This window comes from Microbispora sp. H10830, from assembly GCF_014161375.1.
Lineage (GTDB): Bacteria > Actinomycetota > Actinomycetes > Streptosporangiales > Streptosporangiaceae > Microbispora > Microbispora catharanthi.
The window spans coordinates 341,753-357,977 of sequence record NZ_JABBWX010000004.1 but is presented as its reverse complement, the minus strand read 5'-3'; the positions used below and the strand labels follow the sequence as shown (position 1 = coordinate 357,977).

The following is a 16,225-nucleotide window of genomic DNA, read 5'->3' as shown; positions in this document are numbered from 1 at the left end:
CCGGGAGCGGACGGGGCTACCGGCTCAATCGAAAGCGTCGCCCGCGCCCGAGGCAACGGACCGGTTGAGGCCCGTTCACCGGCCTGCGCGTTCGTCCGCCGCCGGGGCCTCGGGTGAGGAAACTTTCAGACCCCTCGGCGGCGATGGCGAGGGTCAGCGGGCCGCGGGCGGGACGCGGATGATCCGGTCGTCGTCGGCGGCCGGGGTCCCTCGGCCGTCGCGGTTGCTCGTCGCCACCCACAGCGAGCAGTCGGGTCCGACGGCCACGGTGCGCAGCCGCCCGTACGTCCCCTGGAACTCGGCCACCGGGGTGCCCGCCGTGCCGCCGCTGATCGGCACCGTCCACAGCCGCGTCCCGCGCAGGGCCGCGGCGAAGAGCGTGCCCTTGGCGTACGCGAGACCGCTGGGAGACGCCTGGGCGGGGCTCCAGGTCACCAGGGGATCGGTGAAGCGCGGGTCGGAGCACACGCCCTCGCAGATCGGCCAGCCGTAATTGCGGCCGGGGAGGATGCGGTTGAGCTCGTCCCAGGTGTTCTGGCCGAACTCCGTGGCGTACAGCCGGCCGCCCTCGTCCCAGGCGAGCCCCTGCACGTTGCGGTGGCCGTAGCTGTAGACCGGCGAGCCGGCGAACGGGTTGTCCACGGGCACCGTGCCGTCGGGCCTGACGCGCAGGATCTTGCCGCCCAGGCTGCTCGGGTTCTGCGCGTTGGCCGAGTTCCCGGCGTCGCCCGTGCCCACGTACAGCCTGCCGTCCGGGCCGAACGCGATCCGCCCGCCGTTGTGGGTCTGGGCGCGGGGGATGCCCGTGAGGATCGGCTGCTGCGTCTGGGGCGAGCTCAGCCGGAACCGGACCACCCGGTTGTCGGAGGCGCTCGTGTAGTACGCGTAGACCCACTGGTCGAGGGCGTAGATCGGGGAGACCGCGATACCGAGCAGGCCCCCTTCACCCCCTGGCGACACGTTCGGGACCGTGGCCACTTTCACGGGCGCGGATCCGGGGCGCACCTGCATGATGTCCGCCGTGTCGCGCTGGGAGACGAGGGCGCTGCCGTCGGGAAGGAAGGCCATCCCCCAGGGCGCCCGCAGTCCCGTCGTGACGACCTGCGGGTGGGCGAAGTCGTACCCGGAGGTGGCGGCGTCCGCGGTGGCCGGCCGGATCGCGACGAGAGTGGCGGCGGCGGTCACCGCGCTGAGTGCGGTCGCGAGCGCCACGACGAGACGCTTGGGCATGAGAGGCTCCGGTGCGGGACATGGGCTTACGGCTCGTGGCCGTACAACTCGCGAACCGTACACCTGCCGAACCAGGGAATCCGCCCGCCGCGCCGTGTGGCCGTCATGGGAGACGCCCTTGGCCGATCCTCGGTGACCTGCGCGTTCGTCCGTTCCCCCGGCCTGCGTGACGGCCGGAGCGCGCAAGCCCCTGACGCACTCGCGCGGCCCGCGTCAGCCGATCACGTCTGTCGTCCAGTCGCGTTCGTCGGTGCCGAGCACGGTGATCCGGTCGAGCAGCCCCCGCGGACCGCCGATCGCGCGCAGCGACGCGGGCACCGGGCCGTCGACCTGCACGCACACGTCGAGGCCGGCTGCGCTCGTGCAGGTGCTCTTCCGAGGCTTCGGGGAGCCTCCTGCCGGGCTGACGCCGACGGTGACGGGGAGACCGTTCGCCGAGAGGAACACCTGCAGTTCCCACGCGCCGATGCCCCGCAACGGCGGCCGCCACAGGTGCACCTCCTGTACGCGGACACCGGCGGGCAGGCCGCCGACGCGCAGCGGCAGCGGTACGGCGCGGTCCCCGACGGTCACGCCGGCCGCGACCCGCAGCAGGACCTCCTGCGGATCGGCGACGTTCAGGTAGTAGGCATGCAGCTCGGCCCACCGGCCGCCGGCGGTCTGCCAGCGCAGGTAGGTGTCACCTCCGTTGAGGGGATCGGAGGCGTCATGGGTGAGCCAGTAGGCGGGGCGGCCGTGGACCCGGGCGGACACGGCGACCCCCTCGGCGCCGTCGGCGAACCTTCCCGGCTCCGGCTCCCGGTCGCCCGGGTAGAGGCTGAGGATGATCCGCGCGCCGTAGTCGCCCCTCCCCCTCGCCAGCATCTGGTCCCCGTGCGGCCCCGCCTGGTAGCCGACTCCGGCGATCTGCTCGGGCAACCAGCCGAACGAGGCGTGCGCGATCAGCGGGGAGGGCCCGGTGGACAACGTCACCGCCGCAGCCGGCTCCGGCGCCGGCCTGACGAGCGGCATGGCCGCCAGGACCGCCGTCAGGACGGCGAGGCCGACGGCGCCGATCGTCCGGGTTCGGCGACGGAGCAGCCGCCTGCGTCCTGTCTCGCGTGCACGGGAGAGGTCCAGGGCCATCGGGGGCGCGGGCGCCTGCGCCAGCGCCTTGAGCTCGGCGGCCAGGTCCGCGATGTCGCCGGTCATGCTCGATGCTCCTTCGGCGAAGCGACGGGACGGGTCCGGAGGAGACGGCGCAGCGTGTCGATGCCCCGTGCCGTCTGGCTCTTCACGTTGCCGGTCGAGCAGCCCAGCGTCCGGGCCGCCTCCTCGACGCTGAGGTCGCAGAAATACCGCAGGACGACGGTGGCCCGCTGGCGCTGGGGCAGGCAGGCCAGGGCCGCCCGCAGGTCGAGCGCCGCGTCGACGTCGCCCTCGTGGTCCGCGACGTCGTCCTGGGCGCCGCGCAGCACGATCAGACGCGCCCATGGCGCCCGCCGCTCGGCCAGGAACGTGTTGACGAGTGTCGTACGGGCGTAGCCGTCGACGTTGTCCGCCCGACCGGCGCGATGCCAGTTCATGTAGAGCTTCGTCACGGTGGCCTGCACGAGGTCGTCGGCGGCATGCCAGTCGCCGCACAACAGGTAGGCGACTTTGCGCAGCCACAGCGCCTTCGCCGTCACGTACTCGGTGAACTCGGCGTCGCGCCCCGGACTTCCCCCCACGTGCGTCCGCCCCCCTTTCCGTACCCGCGGGCGTGCTCGCCTCTCTGATGCGCGCGATGCCGAGAAGGTTGCACGGCTCGCCGAAGACGCGCCTACTGGACAGCTTCTTGAGGCGGCGGTTCCGCGCCGCCAATTCGGCGGCAAGCGGCCCACAAGTCGCGATGCGTACAAACAGTGGCGTGAACGACTACGACATCCGGCGGCCGACGCCCGCCGACGCGGCGGCCATCCACGAACTGGTCGCCGAGCACGACGTCGAAGTGACCGGCAAGCCCGACTGGACGCTCGACGACATCGCCGACACCCTCGGCGAGCTGGACCTGGAGCACGACAGCTGGGTGGTCCGCTCGGGCGGGCGGCTCCTCGGCTGGGGCTACGCCAGGCGCAAGGGAACGAGCGACAACGTGGACGTCGACGTGCAGGCGCGGGAGCCCGGCGCTGCCGCCCTGATATGGGACCTGGTGCTCGGCCGGGCCGGCGACCTCGCCCGCGAGGCCGGGCACGACCACGCGGTCGCCGACGTCAGCGTCTACGAGCAGGACACGGTCATGCGCGAGGCAGCCAAGGAGCGCGGCTTCGCACCCGCGACCAGCTTCCACCGCATGCGAACCGACCACGCCGGCGTACGGCCCCTCTTCCTGCACGGGGTCACGGTCGAGACCGGCGCACCCGGCGGCGAGGAGCTGCTGCGCGTGGCGCACGCCGTCCAGCAGGAGGCGTTCGCCGAGCACTTCGGGTTCGTGCCGAAGAGGTTCGAGGAGTGGGCCGACGAAATGGAGGCGTCCAGCGCGAACGACTGGACGCAGCTGCTGCTGGCCCGCGTCCACGGCGAGCCCGCGGCCATGCTGCTCGGCACCAACCACTTCGTGCCCGACGAGAACTGCGGCTACGTCCGCACGCTGGCGGTGCGGCCCGCCTTCCGCGGGCGCGGTCTCGGCCGGCTGCTGCTCACGCGGGCCTTCGAGGCCGACGAGCGGCGCGGACGGGTGGGCACGATCCTGCACGTGGACAGCAACAACACCACTCCCGCTCTCGGCCTCTACCGGTCGGTCGGCATGCGCCCGGTGCTCGTCATCGACGTCTGGCGGGCCCTCGTACGTCCCACGCGCTGAGAAGTGGTTGCTCACAACCCGGATGCCTCTACTGTGAAATAGGGAGGAATCAGACATCAAGGGAGTGGTTGATGCTGCACGAGAGGCTCGAGGCCGTCTACGACAACGTCCTGCGCCGCAATCCAGGTGAGATCGAGTTTCACCAGGCCGTACGGGAGGTGCTGGAAAGCATCGGCCCGGTGCTCGGCAAGCACCCCGAGTACGCGGAGCAGAAGATCATCGAGCGGATCTTCGAGCCGGAACGGCAGATCATCTTCCGGGTGCCCTGGGACGACGACCGGGGCGAGGTGCACATCAACCGCGGCTTCCGGGTCGAGTTCAACAGCGCGCTCGGGCCGTACAAGGGCGGGCTGCGCTTCCACCCCTCCGTCTACCTCGGCATCATCAAGTTCCTGGCGGTCGAGCAGATCTTCAAGAACAGCCTGACCGGCCTGCCGATCGGCGCGGGCAAGGGCGGCGCGGACTTCGATCCGAAGGGCCGCTCCGACCGGGAGATCATGCGCTTCTGCCAGAGCTTCATGACCGAGCTCTACCGGCACCTGGGCGAGCACACCGACGTGCCGGCGGGGGACATCGGCGTCGGGGGACGGGAGATCGGCTACCTGTTCGGCCAGTACAAGCGCATCACCAACCGGTACGAGTCCGGCGTCATCACCGGCAAGGGGCTGACCTACGGCGGCGCCCAGGTCCGCACCGAGGCCACCGGCTACGGCTGCGCGTTCTTCGTCGAGGAGATGCTCAAGGCGCGGGGCACGTCGTTCGACGGCAAGCGCGTTGTCGTCTCGGGCTCGGGCAACGTCGCCGTCTACGCGATCGAGAAGGTGCGCGAGCTGGGCGGCGTCGTCGTGGCCTGCTCCGACTCCTCCGGCTACGTGGTGGACGAGAAGGGCATCGACCTCGACCTCCTCAAGCAGGTCAAGGAGGTCGAGCGGCGCCGCCTCAGCGACTACGCCAAGCGCCGTGGCGCGGAGGCGGCGTACGTCGCCGGGCGCAGCGTGTGGGAGGTGCCCTGTGAGGTGGCGTTGCCGTCGGCCACGCAGAACGAGATCACCGGCAAGGACGCCGAGGCCCTCGTGCGGGGCGGGTGCGTCGCGGTCGGCGAGGGCGCCAACATGCCCACCACGCCCGAGGGCATCCGGGTGCTTCGCGAGGCGGGGGTGGCCTTCGGCCCCGGCAAGGCCGCCAACGCGGGCGGCGTGGCCACCAGCGCCCTGGAGATGCAGCAGAACGCCAGCCGCGACTCGTGGACGTTCGAGTTCTCCGAACGGCGGCTCCAGGAGATCATGAGCGACATCCACGCCCGCTGCCTGGAGACCGCCGACGCGTACGGCATGCCGGGCGACTACGTGGCCGGCGCGAACATCGACGGCTTCAGGAGGGTGGCGGACGCGATGCTCGCCCTCGGCCTCATCTGAGCGCTCATCCGAGTGCTCATCCGGAGTTCCGGCGGGTGCGCAGGAGAGGCAGCGCGCACCCGCCCGCGGCCAGCGAGACCGCGGCCAGCCACAGCGACGTCACCGTGGCGGCGTGCGCCGACGGGGCGAGGCTGAGGAACAGCGTGCCGAAGACGGCCACGCCGACGACCTGACCGAGTTGGAGCATCATCGCCAGCAGGCCGCTGGCGTCGGCCGCGTCGGCGGGCGCGACCCGGGCCAGCGCCACGGCCATGAGCGGGCTGAACGTGCCCGCCATGCCGGCCCCGATGGCCACAAAGCTGATCTCCAGCAGCGGCTCGCCGTGGCCGCCGCCGGCCAGCGCCGCCGCCAGGGCCAGCTCGCCCGCGGCGGTGACGACGGCGGACACGACGATCATCGGCCGGTGCAGGCGGGCCGGCAGCCGCTTCCAGTTGAGGCTGGTCAGTCCGAAGGCGGCGGCTGCGGGGATGAACAGGCAGCCCGCCCGCAGGGCGCTGTCGCCGAGGTCGCCCTGCAGATGGAGGGCCATGGCGAACAGCCAGCCGCCGTACGCCGCCATGACGAGGAAGATGCCGGCCGCGGCTACGGCCACCCCGGGGGCGCGCAGCAGGCGGCCGGGGACGAGCGGATGCGCCGCACGCCGCTCCACGAGCAGGAACGCGCAGAACGCGAGAACCGACAGGCCCATCGCGACCCACCCCCACAGCGGCCAGTCCTCCTCGTGCCCGAGCACGAGCGGCACGACCAGCAGGCAGACCGCGAGCGACAGGGTGACCAGGCCGGGCACGTCGAGCCCCTGTTCACGCCGCACGTGTGCGGCGGGCAGCGTCCGGGCGCCGACGGCCAGCAGCGCGAGCCCGATCGGCACGTTGACCAGGAAGACCGGCCGCCAGGCCGTGCCGAACAGGTCGGCGGTCACCAGCAGCCCGCCGAGCACCTGGCCGACGACCGCGCCGACCGAGATGACCGTGGCGTAGACACCGAGCGCCCGCCCCCGTGTGGCGCCGTCGAAGGTGATCTGGATCAGGCTGAGCACCTGCGGCACCATCAGGGCGGCTCCCGCGCCCTGCACCAGCCGGAAGGCGATCAGCACGCCGGTCGACGGGGCGAGCCCGCACATCAGCGACGCGGCCGTGAACACCGCGAGCCCGGTGAGGAACAGCCGCCGGTAGCCGAGCAGCCCCCCGAGGCGTGCCCCGGTGATCAGCAGCATCGCGTACGCCACGGTGTAGCCGGAGATGACGAGTTGCAGCCCCGAGCCGGTGGCCCCGAGGTCGGTGCGCATCGTGGGCGCGGCGACGTTGACGATGGTGGCGTCGAGGATGGCCATGAACTGCCCCGCCAGGATGACGGTGAGCAGCACAGCCGACGAGGTCCGCCGCGCGGCCGGCGCGCGGGTGGTGACAGTGGTCATGGCGGCAACGATGCGGCCGCCGCGATACCGGTGCCGAGAGCCTGCGGATACTGGTACCGACACCACCTGGCAACAGGTCCGCCCACTCGGCAAGATGGGGAGGTGACGACGGGGACCGGCACCAGGCACACCAGGCGTGACGAGCTCGCCGCCTTCCTGCGCAGCAGACGCGAGCGGATCCGGCCCGAGGAGGTCGGGTTGCCGCCCGGCCTGCGGCGCCGTACGCCGGGCCTGCGCCGGGAGGAGGTCGCCCAGCTCGCAGGCGTGGGCGTGACCTGGTACACGTGGCTGGAGCAGGGCCGCCCGATCAACGCGTCGGTGCAGGTGCTCGACGCGATCGCCCGTACGCTGCGGCTCGACGCGGCCGAGCGGGAGCACCTCTACCGGCTGGCGGACCTGCCCGAGATCGCCGATCCCGGCGGCGGCCGGGACGCGCTGGACGCCGAGGTCCACGTGATCCTGCGCCACCTCGATCCGCTGCCCGCCTCCGTCTACAACGGGCGTTACGACCTGCTCGCCTGGAACACCTCGTACGGGGCCCTCTTCGGGGGCCTGATAGGGCAGCCGCCGCGCGATCGCAACGTGCTGTGGCGGGTGTTCACGCTGCCGGACTGCTGCTGCCCGTTCGTCAACAAGGACGAGGAGCTTCCCCAGATGGTCGCCACGCTGCGGGCGGCCTTCGGCAGGCACGTGGGCGAGCCGGCGTGGACGGGCTTCGTCACCCGGCTGTCGGCGGTCAGCCCGGAGTTCGCCCGGATGTGGGCGACGCACGACGTGGCCAGGCCGGGCACGCGGATGAAGCTGTTCAAGCACTCGTCCGTGGGGCTGATCCGCGTGACGTCCACCAGCATGGCGCTGCCCGCGCCACCGGAGACCCGCGTCGTCGTCTACACGCCGATGGACGACGAGAGCCGGCAGCGGCTCGAATGGCTGAGGGCGCATCCGGAGACCGCCCGCTGCCCGCTGCATGCGGAGACCGTGCCGGGGTAAAGGCGCGGTCATGGCCTGCAGAATCAGCGAACTCGTCGTCGACTGCCACGACCCCGAGCGGCTCGCCGCGTTCTGGTGCGAGGTGCTGGGCTTCGAGGTCCTCGAACGCAAGGACGGCTGGGTGGAGATCGGTCCGCCGGGCACCGGCTTCGGCGGCCTTCAGCCGACGCTCATCTTCGAGCCGGTGCCCGAGCCCAAGCGAGGCAAGCTGCGCCTGCACATCGACGTCAACCCCACCGACCGCGACCAGGAGGCCGAGCTGGAGCGCCTGATCAAGCTCGGCGCCGTACCGGCCGACGTGGGCCAGACCGGTGAGGAGGACTGGCACGTGCTCGCCGACCCGGAGGGCAACGAGTTCTGCCTGCTGCGCCGCCGCCTGTGAGCCTCTCGCGGGCCGATGCGGTAGCGTCCGGAGGGTGGCGAGGATCTTCACGGTCGACGAGGCCAGATCGCTGATGCCGGCGGTGCTGGAGCACGCCCGCGCGTTCGTCGCCGTACGCGCCGACCTGGCCGAGCTCACCCACGACCTGCGGCACGCGGGCGCCTCACCCCTCGGCGGGCTGCCGGAGGCGAAGGGCCTGGAGGCGCGGATGGACGAGATCCTCAGCTGGTTCGACGCCGAGGACATCGAGATCAAGGGCGTCGCCCCGCTGCTCGTCGACTTCCCCGCCGTGCTCGGCGAGGTGTCCGTACGGCTGTGCTGGCTGGAGGGGGAGACCGCCCTCGGCTGGTATCACCGCAGCGACCTCGGCTTCCCCGGCCGCCGCGCCCTGCCCTGACCTCGCGGCTACCGCCGCGCCCTGCCCTGACCTCGCGGCCGCCGCCACGCGCTGCCCCGATCTCGGCCGCGCCCATCGCGGTTTCGCCCCTGGCCCGCGTGGTGGCATCGGCGGCGGCGGCCGACGCGCTCGCCGACGGGCTGCTGCCGCAGTGGAGAGCGCGCCCGGAGCCGTCGCGACGCGTCGCCCGCGCCCTCGGGTTCCGGGACACCGGCGCCCAGATCAGTCTTCTCGTGCGGCGCTGACCACTGATTCCGCACGTGTTCGCGGGGACTGGAGCATGCTCGGGCTTGCACAACGTTATCCATGCGAATAAATTTATCCGCATGGATAACAACTCGGTGTGGGCTCCCGTGCGGATGCTCTTCGTCGCGGTCCTCGTCATCTCGATCGCGGCGCTGGGTGTGGCCGCCGTCATCGGCGGCACCTGGGTGGTGTGGCTGCGCGGGGCGGCCGTGGCCGCGGCGTCCGTCTGGCTCGTCGCCCTGACCGGGCAGGCCGCGCGTGGCAAGAGAGCCGCGTACGTACGCATCCGCTTCGTCAGCATCGCCGCGCCCATCGGCATCGTGCTCATCCTGCTCGCGCCCGACAGCGGTTATCCGGTGTGGATGAAGGCGGAGCAGGGAGTGGTCGGCGTCCTGGTCGCCGCCGTCGCGCTGATCGTCAACCGGCGTGCGGTGCGTGAGGCGTACCCGAAGGGTGGCAAGCTGAGGTGACATGAGAAGCCCTGGGACCCGTCAGGTGGCCACCGAGGCGCGCAGAGCTCAGATCGCCTCGGCCGCGATCGCCGTGCTCGCCGAGCGCGGCTACGCGGAGACCACGTTCGAGGCCATCTGCGAGCATGCCGGGCTCAGCAGCAAGAGACTGATCACCTACCACTTCTCCAGCAAGGACCGGCTGTTCGAGGCCGTCGTCCAGCAGGTCGTCGCCGACGCCGCGGCCTTCATGCGCCCGGCGCTGCAGGCCGCGCACGGAGCCCGCGCTCAACTGGAGGCGTTCATCAGGTCGAACATCGCCTTCGTCGCCCGCCATCCCGGGCACGTGCGCGCGGTGCAGCAGATCGCCTTCAACCAGGCCCCCGTCGGAGGCCGGGAACGGGACGCCGCGATCGCCAGGCTCGTGGCCCTGTTCGCGGACGGGCAGCGTACGGGGGCCTTCCGGACCTTCGACTGCACGGTGATGGGAGCCGCTCTGCGCGCGTCCATCGACACGATGGCCGAGCGGGTCGTCGACGGTCTCGATCCCGACGTCTGCGCGGACGAACTCGTCGAACTGTTCGACCGCGCGACCCGCGTCGAGCCGTCCGCCGGCGCGGGGTGACCGGCGTCAGTCGGACAGGTCGTCGAAGCCGTCGAAACCGCCGAAGGCGGCGCCGTACCGAACGCACACCATGCGGGCCACGGACTCGTGCGCGCCGAGGGGATCGGCGCACCCGGCGCCGATCGACTCGGCGGCCGTCGTGATCCGCGCGAGGTCGGCCTCGGGGCCGATGACGTACGGCACCATGGCCAGCCGGTTGGCGCCGATGTTGCGCAGGCGCTCGGCGGCGTCGCGCACGCTCGGCTGGCCGTCCAGCGCGGCGGGGACGACGGGGAGCGTCAGGCGGGCGGCCAGCAGGACGGCCGTCGCGTCGGCGCCGCGGGCGGCCTCGTCGCCCCCGGCGGTCGCGACGATGATCCCGTCGACCGGCGACGAGACGTTGAACAGGCGCATCCGGTCGGCGCGGGCCAGGCCCGCCTCGGCCAGGCGGACGTGCAGGGCCTCGGCCAGCAGCGGATGCGGGCCGAGCGGCTCGGTGATCCGCACCGCGGCCTCGCTCTGCGTCACGGCGTCCCGTACGGCGCGCAGCACGCGCGGATGGGGCCCGGTGACGAGCGGGACCACCACCGCGGCAGGTCCGTCCGCGGGCCGCTGGGCGGCGATGGACGCGAACTCCTTGGTGAGGTCGGCGCCGCCGTCGGCCAGCGAGACGATGCGAAGGTCGATCTGCGGGTTGTCGAGCCTGACGATGGAGGCGACCTCCACGGCCACGTCACCGCTCGGGCCCACCGGGTCCCCGGCCTTGCCCGGCACCGCCAGGACCAGGGCGGGCGCGTCGGGCGGCAGGTCGGCGGGGAGCGGCCGTCGGTGGCGGCCGGTTCCGGGCCGAGGAGAGCGCTCTCTGGTGGGGAGCTTCGGCGGGTCCTCGTGACCTTCGTTCACACCGGCGGATTCTAGGGCGAATCTGGTCGAAGAGCAGAACCAACGCGCGGCTTGTTGCGGCTTGGTGATCTAGGCGGTTTACGTGTTCGTTACTTGACGCTCCCCAATGGACCGGGTTTGATATGGACTCATCCGGCCGTAAACGTTTACAGACTGCTGTGCGTTACCGGCTAGTAAACGATTACAGGACACTCTCTTCCAAGTGAGGTGCCGTTGACCGAGGGTCCCACGATCACCACGATCGCGCAACGCGCCGGTGTGTCGATCGCCTCGGTGTCACGGGTGCTCAACGGGCTGCCGACGCGCGAGGACACCGTGCGGCGCGTCATGCGCGCGGCCGACGAACTCGGCTACGTCCCCAATTCGGTCGCCCGCTCGCTCCGCAACCGCCGCACCGACCAGATCGCCTTCGCCATGGCCGACATCGGCAACCCGGTGTACGTGGCGATGGTGCGCGAGATCCAGCCGCTGCTGAAGGAGGCCGGCTACCGGCTCCTGATCCACTCCACCGACGGCGACGCCGAGGACGAGCTCGGCGTGCTGCGCGGTCTGCGCGAGCGCTACGTGGACGGCCTCATCATCAGCCCGTTGCGCGGCGTCACCGAGGAGCACGTCGAGGCCATCGTCGCCGCGCGCGCCCCCGTCGTCGTCATCGGCTCGCTGCCCGAGGACATGCCGGAGGGCGCGCTGGTGGACAACGTCCGGACCGACTCCAGGACCGGCGTACGGCTCGCGCTGGAACACCTGCACGCCATCGGCAGGCGGCGCATCGGCTTCCTCAACGGCCCGCTCGACACCGTTCCCGGCGCCGCCCGCGCCGCCGCGTACCGGGAGGCGCTGGAGGCGCTGGGCCTGCCGTACGACGAGGACCTCGTCGAGGTGGGCGACTTCTACCGCGACAGCGGCGCGCGCGCCGCGCGGGCGCTGCTGTCACGCGTGCCCGGCGTGGACGCGCTGATGTGCGCCAACGACCTCATCGCGCTCGGCGCGCTCGACGTGCTGCGCGAGCAGGGCAGGGACGTCCCCGGCGACGTGGCGGTGGTCGGCATGGACGACACCGACCTCGCCTCGGTGACCTGGCCGACGCTGACCAGCGTCTCGCTGGGGTCGGCCGAGCGCGGCCGGGCGGCGGCCGGGCTGCTGCTCGACCGGCTGCAGAACGGCCCGCGCGAGCCGCGGGTGGCGGTCGTGCGGCCGAGCCTCACGATCCGCGGCTCGACCACTCTTCCCGGGACATCGCCGGGAGGTGCCCGGTGACCGCGCTCGCCGAGCGGCCGTACGGCCGCGCCGGAGGCGGGTCGCGGCGCGGGCCGCGGTCCGGGGGCGGCTTCGCGCTGCTGCTCCCCGCGCTCGTGCCGGTGCTGGTCTTCAGCGTGGGCCCGCTGGTCTACGGCATCCTGCTGGCCTTCACCGACGCGCGGTCCGGCCGCAACACCGAGACCTCGTTCGTGGGCCTGGAGAACTTCGCCGAGCTGATGTCGGACGGCGACTTCTGGGAGTCGTTCCGGATCGGCATGATCTGGGGCCTGTCGGTGACCGTGCTGCAGTTCCTCGCCTCGCTGGGGCTCGCGCTGCTGCTGAACCAGGACCTGCGCCTGCGCGGCGTCGCCCGGGTGCTGGCGGTCGTGCCGTGGGCCATGCCGCCCGTGGTGGTCGGCCTGATGTGGCGGCTGGTCTATCACCCGGACGCGGGCCTGCTCAACGGCCTCTTCGGCTCGGACGTCGACTGGCTGCACGACTTCTCCCTCGCGCTGCCCGCGGTCATCGTCGTCGGCATCTGGACCGGCATGCCGCAGACCACGGTCGTGCTGCTCGCCGGCCTGCAGAACGTGCCGAGGGAGCTGTATGAGGCGGTCAGCGTGGACGGCGCGGGCCCCTGGCGGCGGTTCTGGAACGTCACGCTGCCGCAGCTGCGGCCCGTCATCGTGGCCATCACCTCGCTCGACTTCGTGTGGAACATCAACCAGTTCAGCCTGGTCTACGTGCTCACCCAGGGCGGGCCGGGCGGGCGGACGAGGCTGCCCATGCTGTTCGCGTACGAGGAGGCGTTCCGGTACGGCTTCTTCGGGTACGCCGCGACGCTCGGCGTGGCGATCACGATCGTCGTGCTGGTCGTGCTGGGCCTGTACCTGTGGCGGCAGGCGCGGGAGGGAGACTGACATGACCCGCGCGCTGAAGTATCTCGCCCTGCTGGGATACGTCGTGTTCCTGGCGTTCCCGCTGCTGTGGCTGCTGTCCACGGCGCTGAAGACGCCGCAGGAGATGGCCGCCCTCGACCCCACGTGGATCCCGCGCCGGCCCACGCTGGCCAACTTCGCCGACGCCTTCGCGGAGCAGGACCTGGTCGGCGCCGGGCTGCGCAGCCTCGTCGTCGCGGTCGCCACCGCCCTGATCACGGTGGCGCTCGCGCTGCCGGCGGCGTACGCGCTGGCCCGGTTCCGCGGCGTGGCCGGCAAGATCGCGATCGGCTGGGTGCTGGTCAGCCAGGTCTTCCCGGTCGTTCTGATCATCATTCCGCTGTTCATGGTGCTGCGGCGGCTGGAACTGGTGAACACCCTCGCCGGGATCACGATCGTGCACGTCACGTTCGTCATGCCGTTCGCGCTGTGGATGCTGCGCGGATACGTGCGGGCGGTGCCGCGCGAGCTGGAGGAGGCGGCGGCCGTGGACGGCGCGGGGCGGCTGCGCGCGCTGGCCGCCGTCGTCGCGCCGCTGCTCGCGCCCGGCGTGGTCGCGACACTGCTGTTCAGCTTCATCTCGTCCTGGAACGAGTTCATGTTCGCCCTCGTGATCCTCAAGGATCCCGAGGTGGAGACCCTTCCGCTGACGCTGGTGCGCTTCGTCGGCCCGGAGGGGGTCGCCCGGCTCGGCCCGCTGGCGGCGGCGTCGCTGCTCGCGACCGTGCCGAGCCTCGTCTTCTTCGCCATCATCCAGCGGCGCCTGCGGTCCGGCCTGATGGCCGGGGCCGTCAAGGGCTGACCCGCATGGCGACACCTGATAGGAGGGTCTCGATGAAGAGATTGAGTGCCGCGCTGGCTGTGGCGGCGGTCGCGCTCGCCGCCGGATGCGGGAGCGGCGGAGGTGGCGGCGGCGGCGACGCCGCGCCCGGGCAGAACGGGGAGCCGGTGAAGCTGCGCTTCCTCAGCCTGGCCTGGCAGAAGGAGTCGATCGAGGCCAACAAGCAGATCGTCGCCGATTGGAACACGGCCAACCCGAAGACCCAGGTCGAGTACGTCCAGGGGAGCTGGGACAACGTCAACGACCAGCTCGTGACGTCGTTCGAGGCGGGCGACCCGCCGGACGTCATCCACGACGACTCCCCGGCGCTGTCGAGCTTCGCCTCGCGGGGCTTCCTGCTCGACCTCACCGGCAAGGTCCCCGCCGAGCTGAAGAGCGACATCCCGCAGGCCGCGTGGGACACGGTCACCTTCTCGGACGGCAGGAGCGGCCAGGGCGTGTACGGCGTGCCGTTCCTGCAGGAGTCGCAGGTGCTCATCGCCAACAAGAAGCTGCTCGACGGCGCCGGCGTGCGCGTGCCCACCCCGGAGTCCCCATGGACGTGGGACGAGTTCGCCGACGTGGCCGAGAAGCTCACCAAGAAGGGCGCGTACGGCGTGGCCTGGCCGATGAAGTCGCCGGTCAACAAGGTGCTGAACCTGGCGCTCAACTTCGGCGGCACCTTCTTCGACACGCAGAACGGCAAGACCACGGTGAAGGTCGGGCCGCAGGAGCGCGAGGTGCTCCAGCGCATCCACGACCAGCTCTACACCGACAAGTCGGCCGACCCGTCCGCGCTCGGCATGGGCACCGCCGACCCCCTGCCGGGCTTCTTCGCCGGCAAGTACGCGATCGTCCCGGCCGGGGTCTACCTGCGCCAGCAGGTCGCCGAGCAGGCGCCGAGCGGGTTCGAGTGGGTCACGCTGCCCCCGCTGAAGGGACAGACCTCCCAGCAGGGCGCGGTCTCCCAGACGCTGTCGGTCGCGGCCGACAGCAAGCACCCCGACGAGGCGCTGAAGTTCATCGCCTACTTCCTGAACGGCCCGAACCAGGCGAAACTGGCCAAGGGTGACTGGCTGCTGCCCACCAGCACGACCGCCGCGAAGGACCCCGCGCTCACCACGAAGGAGAACGGGTGGGACGTCGCCACCGCCTCGGCGAAGGACCTCGTCGTCGCGCCGTTCCTCAAGGTGAACGGGTTCGACGAGTGGAAGAGCAAGGTGGCCACGCCGGCGATGCAGGAGTACTTCGCCGACAAGATCAGCCTGGACGAGCTGGCCAAGCGGCTCGTCGAGGAGGGGAACAAGGTGCTGGAGCGGTACAGCCGTTGATCTCCGTACGCGACCGCGCCCGGGGCTGCCTGCTCGGCCTGGCCGCCGGCGACGCCCTGGGCGCCCCCGCGGAGAACCTCGCTCCGGAGGAGATCGCCGCCCGGTGGGGCGTGCTCACCGAGATCGAGCGCGGCGGCACCGACGACACCGAGTACACGATCTTCGCCGCCACCGTGCTGCTGCGCCACGGCCACGCGCTCACCTCCGAGGACGTGGCGCGGGCCTGGCGCGAGGAGATCGTGGCGCGGCTCGACGGGCCGATGCGCGGCGCCGGGTTCTCCGAGCTCGGCACCGTCGAGGCCCTGCGCCGCGGCCTGGAGCCGCCGCTGACCGGCCGGTGGCACGCCCACGGCTGGTCCGACGGCCTGGCCATGCGGGCCGCGCCGTACGGGATCTTCGCGGCGGGCGACCCGGACGAGGCGGCGCGGCTGGCGGAGACCGACGGGCGGGTGAGCCACACCGGCGAGGGGATACTGGGCGGCCGGGCGGTGGCCGCGGCGGTCGCGGTCGCGATGACCGGCGCCCCGCCCGGCGAGGTGGCCGGGGCGGCGCTGCGGGCGGTCCCGGAGGACTCCTGGACGGCCCGCAACCTCCGCGCCGCGCTCGACGTCGCCGCCCGCACGCCCCGCCCCCTCCTGGGACGTGCCCTGCACGACCTGCTGGGGCGTGCGCTGCACGGTTCCTTTGCGCGTGCGCTGCACGACACGGTCGTGGTCAAGCACTACCCGTGGACGGACCTGGCGCCCGAGGCGGTCGCCCTCGCGTTCGCCGCCTACGTGGCGGGCGGCGGGGAGGTCGAGGCGTCGGTCGTCACGGCGGCCAACCTCGGCAGGGACGCCGACACCACCGCCGCCGTCGCCGGGGCTCTCGCGGGGGCGGGCCGGGGCGAGGCGGCGGTGCCCGCGCGCTGGGCCGAGCGCATCGGCCCGGTGGCGGGCCGGTGCCTTCCCGTGGTCGCCGGACGGGACATCCGCGACGTCGCCGACGAGATCGTGAAGGGACTGTAGGACCACATGCCATCGGGGGACAGGCGGGACGGGCGGGAC

General features: G+C 72.2%; 18 protein-coding genes. 13 read left to right on the top strand and 5 right to left on the bottom strand.

Features of this window, described 5'->3' with window-relative positions; all coding sequences use genetic code 11:
• Positions 1-153: 153 nt before the first annotated feature.
• The 3 genes from HHX35_RS14055 to HHX35_RS14045 form a co-directional block, all read right to left on the bottom strand.
• A complete protein-coding gene (locus tag HHX35_RS14055; protein ID WP_182899254.1) occupies positions 154-1,230 on the bottom strand; it encodes a sorbosone dehydrogenase family protein in 1,077 nt (358 codons plus the stop codon).
• A gap of 213 nt (positions 1,231-1,443) precedes the next feature.
• On the bottom strand, positions 1,444-2,421 hold the full coding sequence (locus HHX35_RS14050) for a hypothetical protein (protein ID WP_182899253.1): 978 nt from the start codon (positions 2,419-2,421) through the stop codon (positions 1,444-1,446).
• Positions 2,418-2,939, bottom strand: coding sequence for a SigE family RNA polymerase sigma factor (locus tag HHX35_RS14045; RefSeq protein WP_182899252.1), 522 nt, complete (start codon positions 2,937-2,939; stop codon positions 2,418-2,420). Before HHX35_RS14045 ends, HHX35_RS14050 begins: the two co-directional genes overlap by 4 nt.
• Before the next feature lie 179 nt (positions 2,940-3,118).
• Between HHX35_RS14045 and HHX35_RS14040 the strand changes: the two genes are divergently transcribed.
• Both HHX35_RS14040 and gdhA read left to right on the top strand, forming a co-directional pair.
• On the top strand, positions 3,119-4,051 hold the full coding sequence (locus tag HHX35_RS14040) for a GNAT family N-acetyltransferase (protein WP_310739082.1): 933 nt from the start codon (positions 3,119-3,121) through the stop codon (positions 4,049-4,051).
• A 71-nt stretch (positions 4,052-4,122) separates the two neighbouring features.
• The gene (gdhA, locus tag HHX35_RS14035; protein WP_182899250.1) at positions 4,123-5,466 is read left to right on the top strand and encodes an NADP-specific glutamate dehydrogenase; all 1,344 of its coding nucleotides are present in this window, start codon (positions 4,123-4,125) and stop codon (positions 5,464-5,466) included.
• 16 nt (positions 5,467-5,482) lie between these two features.
• Here the strand turns inward: gdhA and HHX35_RS14030 are convergent, their stop codons facing one another.
• Entirely contained in the window at positions 5,483-6,880 is a 1,398-nt protein-coding gene (locus tag HHX35_RS14030; RefSeq protein ID WP_182899249.1) for an MFS transporter, read from the bottom strand.
• A gap of 102 nt (positions 6,881-6,982) precedes the next feature.
• Between HHX35_RS14030 and HHX35_RS14025 the strand changes: the two genes are divergently transcribed.
• From HHX35_RS14025 to HHX35_RS14000, 6 genes are all read left to right on the top strand, one after another.
• A complete protein-coding gene (locus HHX35_RS14025) occupies positions 6,983-7,870 on the top strand; it encodes a helix-turn-helix domain-containing protein (RefSeq protein WP_182899248.1) in 888 nt (295 codons plus the stop codon).
• Positions 7,871-7,880: 10 nt separating this feature from the next.
• Positions 7,881-8,252 carry a VOC family protein gene (locus tag HHX35_RS14020; RefSeq protein WP_182899247.1) on the top strand — a complete coding sequence of 124 codons (372 nt, stop codon included), beginning with the start codon at positions 7,881-7,883 and terminating at the stop codon, positions 8,250-8,252.
• Between the two features lie 34 nt (positions 8,253-8,286).
• On the top strand, positions 8,287-8,649 hold the full coding sequence (locus HHX35_RS14015) for a DUF2203 domain-containing protein (RefSeq protein ID WP_139575305.1): 363 nt from the start codon (positions 8,287-8,289) through the stop codon (positions 8,647-8,649).
• Positions 8,650-8,747: 98 nt separating this feature from the next.
• Positions 8,748-8,894: a hypothetical protein gene (locus HHX35_RS14010; RefSeq protein WP_220505371.1), complete on the top strand. Its 147-nt coding sequence runs from the start codon at positions 8,748-8,750 to the stop codon at positions 8,892-8,894.
• Positions 8,895-8,975: 81 nt separating this feature from the next.
• The gene (locus HHX35_RS14005) at positions 8,976-9,365 is read left to right on the top strand and encodes a hypothetical protein (protein ID WP_182899246.1); all 390 of its coding nucleotides are present in this window, start codon (positions 8,976-8,978) and stop codon (positions 9,363-9,365) included.
• Between the two features lies 1 nt (position 9,366).
• Positions 9,367-9,969, top strand: a complete 603-nt coding sequence (locus HHX35_RS14000; protein WP_182899245.1) for a TetR/AcrR family transcriptional regulator — start codon at positions 9,367-9,369, stop codon at positions 9,967-9,969.
• 6 nt (positions 9,970-9,975) lie between these two features.
• Here the strand turns inward: HHX35_RS14000 and HHX35_RS13995 are convergent, their stop codons facing one another.
• Positions 9,976-10,851: a sirohydrochlorin chelatase gene (locus HHX35_RS13995; RefSeq protein ID WP_182899244.1), complete on the bottom strand. Its 876-nt coding sequence runs from the start codon at positions 10,849-10,851 to the stop codon at positions 9,976-9,978.
• A gap of 213 nt (positions 10,852-11,064) precedes the next feature.
• On the opposite strand from HHX35_RS13995, the gene HHX35_RS13990 reads away from it, so the two are divergent.
• The 5 genes from HHX35_RS13990 to HHX35_RS13970 are packed head-to-tail and all read left to right on the top strand — an operon-like array spanning position 11,065 to position 16,186.
• Positions 11,065-12,108: a LacI family DNA-binding transcriptional regulator gene (locus tag HHX35_RS13990; RefSeq protein ID WP_182899243.1), complete on the top strand. Its 1,044-nt coding sequence runs from the start codon at positions 11,065-11,067 to the stop codon at positions 12,106-12,108.
• A complete protein-coding gene (locus HHX35_RS13985; RefSeq protein ID WP_182899242.1) occupies positions 12,105-13,010 on the top strand; it encodes a carbohydrate ABC transporter permease in 906 nt (301 codons plus the stop codon). The genes HHX35_RS13990 and HHX35_RS13985 overlap by 4 nt, the downstream gene beginning before the upstream one ends.
• Before the next feature lies 1 nt (position 13,011).
• Positions 13,012-13,830 (top strand): carbohydrate ABC transporter permease, encoded by an 819-nt coding sequence (locus HHX35_RS13980; protein WP_182899241.1) that lies wholly within the window; start codon positions 13,012-13,014, stop codon positions 13,828-13,830.
• 32 nt (positions 13,831-13,862) lie between these two features.
• Positions 13,863-15,179, top strand: coding sequence for a sugar ABC transporter substrate-binding protein (locus HHX35_RS13975; RefSeq protein ID WP_182899240.1), 1,317 nt, complete (start codon positions 13,863-13,865; stop codon positions 15,177-15,179).
• Positions 15,176-16,186, top strand: a complete 1,011-nt coding sequence (locus tag HHX35_RS13970; RefSeq protein WP_182899239.1) for an ADP-ribosylglycohydrolase family protein — start codon at positions 15,176-15,178, stop codon at positions 16,184-16,186. The genes HHX35_RS13975 and HHX35_RS13970 overlap by 4 nt, the downstream gene beginning before the upstream one ends.
• Positions 16,187-16,225: the final 39 nt, after the last annotated feature.

Coding starts and splice junctions, on each gene's coding strand:
- HHX35_RS14055 (WP_182899254.1), bottom strand. CDS start 1,230: ATGCCCAAGCGTCTCGTCGTGGCGCTCGCGACCGCACTCAGCGCGGTG.
- HHX35_RS14050 (WP_182899253.1), bottom strand. CDS start 2,421: ATGACCGGCGACATCGCGGACCTGGCCGCCGAGCTCAAGGCGCTGGCG.
- gdhA (WP_182899250.1), top strand. CDS start 4,123: ATGCTGCACGAGAGGCTCGAGGCCGTCTACGACAACGTCCTGCGCCGC.
- HHX35_RS14030 (WP_182899249.1), bottom strand. CDS start 6,880: ATGACCACTGTCACCACCCGCGCGCCGGCCGCGCGGCGGACCTCGTCG.
- HHX35_RS14020 (WP_182899247.1), top strand. CDS start 7,881: ATGGCCTGCAGAATCAGCGAACTCGTCGTCGACTGCCACGACCCCGAG.
- HHX35_RS14005 (WP_182899246.1), top strand. CDS start 8,976: ATGGATAACAACTCGGTGTGGGCTCCCGTGCGGATGCTCTTCGTCGCG.
- HHX35_RS14000 (WP_182899245.1), top strand. CDS start 9,367: ATGAGAAGCCCTGGGACCCGTCAGGTGGCCACCGAGGCGCGCAGAGCT.
- HHX35_RS13980 (WP_182899241.1), top strand. CDS start 13,012: ATGACCCGCGCGCTGAAGTATCTCGCCCTGCTGGGATACGTCGTGTTC.
- HHX35_RS13975 (WP_182899240.1), top strand. CDS start 13,863: ATGAAGAGATTGAGTGCCGCGCTGGCTGTGGCGGCGGTCGCGCTCGCC.